This window comes from Vibrio crassostreae 9ZC13, from assembly GCF_000272045.2.
GTDB lineage: Bacteria > Pseudomonadota > Gammaproteobacteria > Enterobacterales > Vibrionaceae > Vibrio > Vibrio crassostreae_C.
Genome location: NZ_AJYZ02000042.1, coordinates 206,634 through 213,826 on the forward strand (window position 1 = coordinate 206,634; position 7,193 = coordinate 213,826).

8 protein-coding genes are annotated in these 7,193 nt (G+C 43.4%); 4 read left to right on the forward strand and 4 right to left on the reverse strand.

Features of this window, described 5'->3' with window-relative positions; genetic code table 11:
* Positions 1 to 1,674: methyl-accepting chemotaxis protein (locus tag A136_RS19545; protein WP_032546816.1), on the reverse strand; the 1,674-nt coding region annotated here is incomplete at its 3' end.
* Between the two features lie 104 nt (positions 1,675 to 1,778).
* Here A136_RS19545 and A136_RS19550 point away from each other — a divergent pair.
* Positions 1,779 to 2,264 (forward strand): C40 family peptidase, encoded by a 486-nt coding sequence (locus A136_RS19550; RefSeq protein WP_017059602.1) that lies wholly within the window; start codon positions 1,779 to 1,781, stop codon positions 2,262 to 2,264.
* Positions 2,265 to 2,371: 107 nt separating this feature from the next.
* Here A136_RS19550 and A136_RS19555 read toward each other — a convergent pair whose 3' ends face one another.
* On the reverse strand, positions 2,372 to 2,716 hold the full coding sequence (locus tag A136_RS19555; protein WP_017063886.1) for a DUF3802 family protein: 345 nt from the start codon (positions 2,714 to 2,716) through the stop codon (positions 2,372 to 2,374).
* A gap of 585 nt (positions 2,717 to 3,301) precedes the next feature.
* Between A136_RS19555 and A136_RS19560 the strand changes: the two genes are divergently transcribed.
* Positions 3,302 to 4,168: a fructosamine kinase family protein gene (locus A136_RS19560; protein WP_017059601.1), complete on the forward strand. Its 867-nt coding sequence runs from the start codon at positions 3,302 to 3,304 to the stop codon at positions 4,166 to 4,168.
* Positions 4,169 to 4,231: 63 nt separating this feature from the next.
* Entirely contained in the window at positions 4,232 to 4,435 is a 204-nt protein-coding gene (locus A136_RS19565) for a CPXCG motif-containing cysteine-rich protein (RefSeq protein ID WP_017059600.1), read from the forward strand.
* A 108-nt stretch (positions 4,436 to 4,543) separates the two neighbouring features.
* Here the strand turns inward: A136_RS19565 and A136_RS19570 are convergent, their stop codons facing one another.
* Entirely contained in the window at positions 4,544 to 5,152 is a 609-nt protein-coding gene (locus tag A136_RS19570; protein ID WP_017063887.1) for a riboflavin synthase, read from the reverse strand.
* Positions 5,153 to 5,604: 452 nt separating this feature from the next.
* On the opposite strand from A136_RS19570, the gene A136_RS19575 reads away from it, so the two are divergent.
* Positions 5,605 to 6,975, forward strand: a complete 1,371-nt coding sequence (locus tag A136_RS19575; protein ID WP_017063888.1) for an MATE family efflux transporter — start codon at positions 5,605 to 5,607, stop codon at positions 6,973 to 6,975.
* 99 nt (positions 6,976 to 7,074) lie between these two features.
* Here A136_RS19575 and A136_RS22415 read toward each other — a convergent pair whose 3' ends face one another.
* On the reverse strand, positions 7,075 to 7,188 hold the full coding sequence (locus tag A136_RS22415) for a hypothetical protein (protein ID WP_431305987.1): 114 nt from the start codon (positions 7,186 to 7,188) through the stop codon (positions 7,075 to 7,077).
* Positions 7,189 to 7,193: the final 5 nt, after the last annotated feature.

Genomic DNA, 7,193 nt, shown 5'->3' on the forward strand with positions numbered 1-7,193 from the left:
GCCGCTCGCCAATTTACGCACTTCGTCTGCAACTACCGCAAAACCTCGACCTTGTTCACCTGCTCGCGCTGCTTCTATCGCAGCGTTCAGTGCCAATAAGTTGGTGTTTTCAGCGATTCCGCTGATCATATCGACCATTTCACGAATCTGTTTCACTCGACCATCCAAGTCAGCCATCGACTCTTCACTCATGCTAAGAGATTGCTCAAGCGCTTGTAATCGTTGTTGGTTAAGGCCAACCACTTGGCTGCCACTCACTGACTCATCTTCTGCTATTTGAGCATCGTCGTTCGATGCGTTAGAAATACGAGCAATCTCACCAATCGATGCTTCCAGCTCAGTAATGGTGGTGATCATATTCTGAAGTGATTCGTTCTGTTCGTTCAAGCTCGAATTGGTTTGCTCTGCAGCGTCATGGCTTACTTCAGCCGTTTGATAAAGCGTCTCACAGTTACGCGTTACTAAACGAACCGAGTCCGCGGTTGAATCAACGACCGTATTGAGTTTTGAAGTAATAACTTGCAGCTCTAGCGGCCCCAGTAATTCACTCTGTTTAGAGAAGTCATGATCTGCCAGTGAACTCAACTGTTGAGTTATGTTTTTAAGCCCTTTATTCATCCAACGGCGTAACACGAACCATGAAATCACAATGATTACGGCAATCACTAGCCCGCTGATAAACAACACACGATCAATATTGGTGATGGTTTGATTTACAACCAGTTCACTTTCATCAATCAGGTGGGAAGCGGTGGAAGACAGTTGATTCAATGTGCTAATGACGGTGTTCGCTAAGTTAATGACTTGCGTTAAGTTTTGCTCTTGCTGCTGAACCAGTTCGAGTTTCAAGAGGATTTGTTTGATTACGCCTTCTTCGGTAAAGCCTTCTTTCACCATCTCGTAAGGCGCCGTTAAGCTCGCGAACTCAGCGATATCTGGGTGCCAATCGGCAAAGTCGCTGTAAGCCAAGTTCAGACCTGCGATTCGGTTTCTCAATTGACGGTATTCGTCTTGTGCTTTATCAATGTCAGATTGCATCATCAGCATCAAGAAGGTGTTCGCCATAGCAGACGCGCTGGATGTAAATCGGTTCGCTGCATCGCTCGCTTCTGGGTTGTCTTCAACCAAGAATGAGCTGATTCGATTCATTTCTGGTCCGATAGACCCAACGCCATAACGGAACTCGCCCATTTTACTGTCGATCAGATTTTGCTTACTTTGAATTTCGATCTGTGCCAGCAGTACCGTGTTGGTCATGGTTTGCAGTTGCGCCATGTCATCGACAAGGTTTTGTTGTTGCTCTAAAGAGATTGCATCAGGAAAAGATTGGGAGATAAAAAGGAGTTCCTCTAGCGTGGTATTGCTCTCTGTAGCGAGTTGGTCAATTGAGCCCCTTGTGGCATTCAGTGTATCTAAGTCGGTTGATTGGGTGCTGTAAGTGAGAAGTTTTACTTGTTCTAATACGCTTTGCGTTAATTCGGCGTTATGTAGAGCAAGGGGTAATGCTTGTTCCGAGAGTGCATCAAAATGTCCCCCGACCCGTTCAACGCCCCGAATGCTAACCATTGATAAAAAAGTAACAAGTAAAAGAATGGAAATAAATACAGCAGTGACGGTTTGAATGAGCGAGAATGTATAACGTGAGGGTTTTATTGATAAATTTGTGTCGGGCATGTGAAATCCAGTTTGACTACGAAAAGAGATATCCTTAAGTTAGGTCGTATACTAGAAGTCCTTGATGACGTTTTTATTTCAGTTTTTTGTCAGAAGAGTTACATATGAAAATCAGAAAAATGGCTGTAGTTACAATAACTTTAGCAACATTGGCTGCTTGTAGCTCGTCACCTTCGCCTTCTCAGCTTAGTCAAACCGCACAGAAACCCCTATCAAAGTCAGAACAATTGACTACAAACGCTTATATGAGCGTGTATGAACAGTGGAAAGGCGTGCCATACCATTTCGGTGGGACCTCATTTCGAGGTATAGATTGCTCTGCTTTTGTTCAAATCGCCGTGCAAAATGCGACTCAACAAGCTCTACCAAGAACCACAAAAGACCAGAGTAAAAAGGGAAAAGAAATTGCGTATGGGCAGGCAACAAGCGGTGACTTGGTGTTTTTCAAGACTTCGATGACGGTGCGACATGTAGGCGTTTATTTAGGAAACAACCAATTTCTACATGCCTCGACATCGAAAGGTGTCATTATTTCTAGGTTAGATAACCCTTACTGGGCATCCAAGTTTTGGCACTTTAGGCGTTTATAGCGGTTCGAAAGATAAACCGCTGAGCGAGGTAACTCTAGAAAGATACGACTTAAACGCCCGTTGTTATGATGCTGATTAATTACGACGATAAATGAGCAAACAAACCGTTAATCGTATTTAGCAACAGCAGTATCAAACAGGTTCTTCACTAACGCGATGTACTCATCGAGGAATACAATTTGTTCGTTAGTCGCTTTCTTAGCCCACACACCCGCTAATACTTCACCAAGATCCGCTACTACGGCATCTGCTTCTTTCAAAAGTTGAAAACGAACGTTCGAATGCAACTCTGGGTTTTGCTCGAAAATAGCCATGATGTTTGTTGAAATCATGTCGGTAACAATGTCTTCGACACTTTCGTTTCCAGTATCACCATTACTATTGGTAAACACATCAAGGTTGAATGATAGGTGCTCGATTAAAGCCAAATAGCCATCGGTTTCTACAACCACAATAATTCTCCGTTTTAAGCTCTAGAGCAGATTAATACGTACTTGCCTAATACTATGTAAATGAAGCTATTTGTCATCACTTTATTGCCCAAAACCACATTTAAATGATCCTAGTTAGTATTTCAGCTTAAAATTAAATCGATATAGCTTTATGTGGTATACCTGCCTACTTACGACATAAGTAAATTCACGCTAAAGAAGTGTAAGACAAACTTTGAAGCAAAGTATTGCGCCAGTTAACAATAGCCCTTTCAACTTACTCTAAAAGCTCATTTGATTTAGTCGCTAGACAATAACAAGCTCAAACCTCTTTTCCAGTTTGTGGCGTTCAAAACCGTTTCGATTGTGAGACCAGTTCCAAACTATTTCATCACGTCAGGTTTTCAATTTATGTTTGTATTTCAAAGAGCTTGAATCAGTTCGAGTTCACAATTCGGCCAATTGATTCTACGTAAGATGAAGAAGAGCTAAGAACATTGACGAGTGCGTCTATAAATTGTTCAGATTTATCCTAAACTATTGCTATTAAACAAACAGTATTTCTAACCTTCAATCTTTTTAACTTTCAGTCTTTGAGGATTTCCTATGTGGCAGGCCATTTCTCAACAACTTTCAGATACTCTTCTATTTAACTTTCAGATTACTGAACGTACCAAGGTTTCTGGTGGCGACATTAACGATTGCTATATGATCAGCGATGGTAATGAGCGTTACTTTGTGAAAGTGAATCAGCGAGAATTTTTACCTAAGTTTGAAATTGAAGCTGAGAACTTACGCTTGTTAAGAGAAACCTCCACTGTTTACGTTCCTGAGTTGGTGCTTATTGGCAAAACCAAAGAGTGCTCGTTCATTATTCTGAATTACTTGCCGACCAAACCGCTCGAGACGGGCAACAATAGCTTCGATTTCGGCGTTCAGCTTGCGCGGCTTCATCAATGGGGCGAGCAAAAAGAGTTTGGTTGCGACCAAGACAACTATATCGGCAGCACACTTCAACCCAACCCTTGGCATAAGAAATGGGGTCGCTTTTTCTCTGAGCAACGCATTGGTTTCCAACTGCAACTGCTCAAAGAGAAAGGCATCGAGTTTGGTGATATCGATGACATCGTTGATGTGGTGAATATGCGTCTTGCTGGCCACAACCCTCGCCCTTCTTTGCTTCATGGGGATCTTTGGAATGGCAATGTTGCTAACTCTGCGTTTGGCCCAATTTGCTACGACCCTGCTTGTTACTGGGGGGACCATGAGTGTGATTTGGCATTAACGGAATTGTTTGAAGGTTTCCCTAAAGAGTTTTATGAAGGTTACCAGAGCGTCAATCCACTCGACGTTGGCTATACTGATCGGAAAGACATTTACAACTTGTACCATCTTCTTAACCACTGCAATCAATTTGGCGGCGAATATTTAGCACACACTGAAGCATGCATTCAGAAGATACAGGCCGTTTAATACCAATTACAGCTGTTTATAACCGAATACGATTGGTATCAGTTACAGTGAGGAGAATTTGCCATGCATAAATACACAGAGAAACATGTCTCCTGTCCGCATTGTGGGCACGGTATTAACATCACGCTTGATGCATCTAATGGTAGCCAAGACTTCTATGATGATTGTCCAGCGTGTTGCAATGCCATTCACCTCGACATGCAGGTAGATGAGGTAAGAGACAGGATTAATCTCTCGATTGATGCCGATGATGAACAAGTATTCTGACAATCAGTTTCTCGTTTAAACCATGATCAAAAAAGAGCACCTCACGTGCTCTTTTTTAATTTGGTCATCGGTGTGATTTTATTGCCACCGATTCAATGCGCTTAGTGGCTATTTCTGGTTCGCTAATACACGCTCGACAGTATCAACAATTGCCTGCGTTTGTGGATCGAACTCAATGTTCACTTGGTCGCCTACTTCACGGCCGCCAAACAGAGTACGATTCAGAGTTTCTGGGATCAGGTGAACAGAGAAACGGTTCTCTTCCACTTCACCAATCGTCAATGAACAACCATCAACACCAATGTAACCCTTACTCAATACGTACTTCATCGATTCTTCTGGTAGTTCGAACCAAAGTGTACGGTTGTTTTCTGTTTTAATCACATCGACTAGGTTAGCCATCAGAGTAATGTGGCCAGACATGCTATGCCCGCCAATTTCGTCACCAAACTTTGCTGCACGCTCAACATTCACTTTGTCACCAACATTCAGTTGGCCTAAGTTCGTCAATCGCAATGTCGCTTGCATTAAATCAAAAGCAATCTGGTTACCTGAAATTTCCGTTACCGTTAAGCAACAACCGTTATGAGCTACTGAAGCACCAATGGCTAATCCTTCAACCATTTCATCGCTTAGCTCAATGGTATGAGTTTGAAACGACTCTTTTTTGTTGATAGCAACCAGTGTTGCCATGCCTTGAACGATACCTGTAAACATAAGATTCCTATTTAGTATTCTAGGGCGTGTTGACCTTTCGCGGTTAAATTTTGTTCGGATGGGGACGCCTAGTCAAAAACGTTTTAATCGCGGCGAGGGGGAAGTAGCCTAGCATCCTAAGCAAATCTCCCTCAACAAAGAGTAAAACGCTTTTTGCGGGGGCGCCCAGCTCGAACCCTTCGGGCAGCGTTTGCTGGTCATTTTTACTACGTTATCGGCTTCTCATGTAGGCTAGCTACACATCAAAGCCTCTGCCTGTATAAAGGCCCAGCAACTCGCTGCAAAAATCAGCTCGAAAGATCAACACGCCCTAATAACAGTTTTTCATAGCAGTTATTGTGACATTTCTTTATGATTCGTCCAGTGGAAGCTTAAGATCATTGTCTCTGATTCCTTCAGAATGTCCTTTCCTACACTATTATTCTAATTTTCCCTCTTATTTGGAGTTGTTTGTGCATCGTTACAAAGAAGAATCCTCGAATCTAATTAAACTTGCGACCCCAGTATTGATCGCATCCGTTGCACAAACTGGAATGGGTTTTGTTGATACCGTAATGGCCGGTGGCGTAAGTGCTATCGATATGGCGGCGGTTTCGATTGCAGCAAGTATCTGGCTACCATCAATCCTATTTGGTGTTGGTCTATTGATGGCGTTGGTTCCTGTCGTTGCACAACTGAATGGTTCTGGTCGACAAGTAAAAATTCCATTCGAAATTCAACAAGGCGCATTTTTAGCGCTCGTCATCTCCCTTCCAATCATTGGTGTGCTTTTTCAAACACAATTGATATTGGAGTGGATGGACATTGAACAACTCATGGCGGAAAAGACCATCGGCTATATGAATGCGGTGATGTTTGCTGTACCTGCGTTTTTGTTGTTCCAAACATTGCGAAGCTTTACCGATGGTATGTCTTTAACCAAGCCTGCGATGGTGATTGGTTTTATTGGCTTGCTATTAAACATCCCGCTGAACTGGATGTTCGTATACGGAAAACTTGGTGCTCCTGCTCTGGGTGGTGTTGGCTGTGGCGTTGCAACGGCTATCGTATATTGGGTGATGTTTGCACTACTGTTCGCTTACGTTTTAACATCAAAGCGTTTGGCGAAAATCAACATCTTCGGTACGTTCCATAAGCCGCAACTTAAAGCTCAAATTCGCCTGTTTAGACTTGGTTTCCCTGTCGCAGCCGCTATCTTCTTCGAGGTAACCTTGTTTGCGGTTGTTTCCTTGTTGGTTGCCCCACTTGGCTCGTTGATTGTTGCCGCGCACCAAGTCGCGATCAACTTCTCTTCGCTGGTCTTCATGATTCCAATGAGTATCGGTGCAGCCGTGAGTATTCGTGTTGGGCATAAGTTGGGCGAAAACAACACCGAAGGCGCTAAGATCGCGACACACGTAGGTATCATTGTTGGTTTAGTGACAGCCCTTATGACAGCGGCGTTAACGATTCTGTTTAGAGAACAGGTTGCATTACTTTACACAGAGAACACGGCAGTAATTATGGTTGCAATGCAGTTGCTGTTGTTCGCGGCGGTTTATCAATGTACTGACGCCATCCAAGTTATCGCTGCGGGTGCTCTGCGTGGCTACAAAGACATGCGTTCAATCTTCAACATCACCTTTGTGGCTTACTGGTTGCTTGGCCTTCCTATCGGCTACATCTTAGGAATGAAAGATTGGATTGTTGACCCTATGGGTGCGCACGGCTTCTGGATTGGTTTCATTGTCGGTCTAACATCAGCAGCGATTATGCTGGGTATGCGTCTACACTGGATGCACAAGCAGGACGATGACGTTCAGTTAGAATTTAGTTCTCGCTAGATTCGTACTCGCTAAGTCGGTCTATCTGATTTCGAATAAAAAAGAGCTCTGATTTTCAGGGCTCTTTTTCGTTTAATGGTCAGGTAGATCGTATCTGCCTTAATATTCACTCTTCTCTCGAACAAAGCGCGCAAACTTGGGTTTTCCGTTTTGAGTAAAACCATTGTAACGAAAGGTAATACGGCTGCCGATCTCTGGCGGGGCGAGTCTCATTTGGT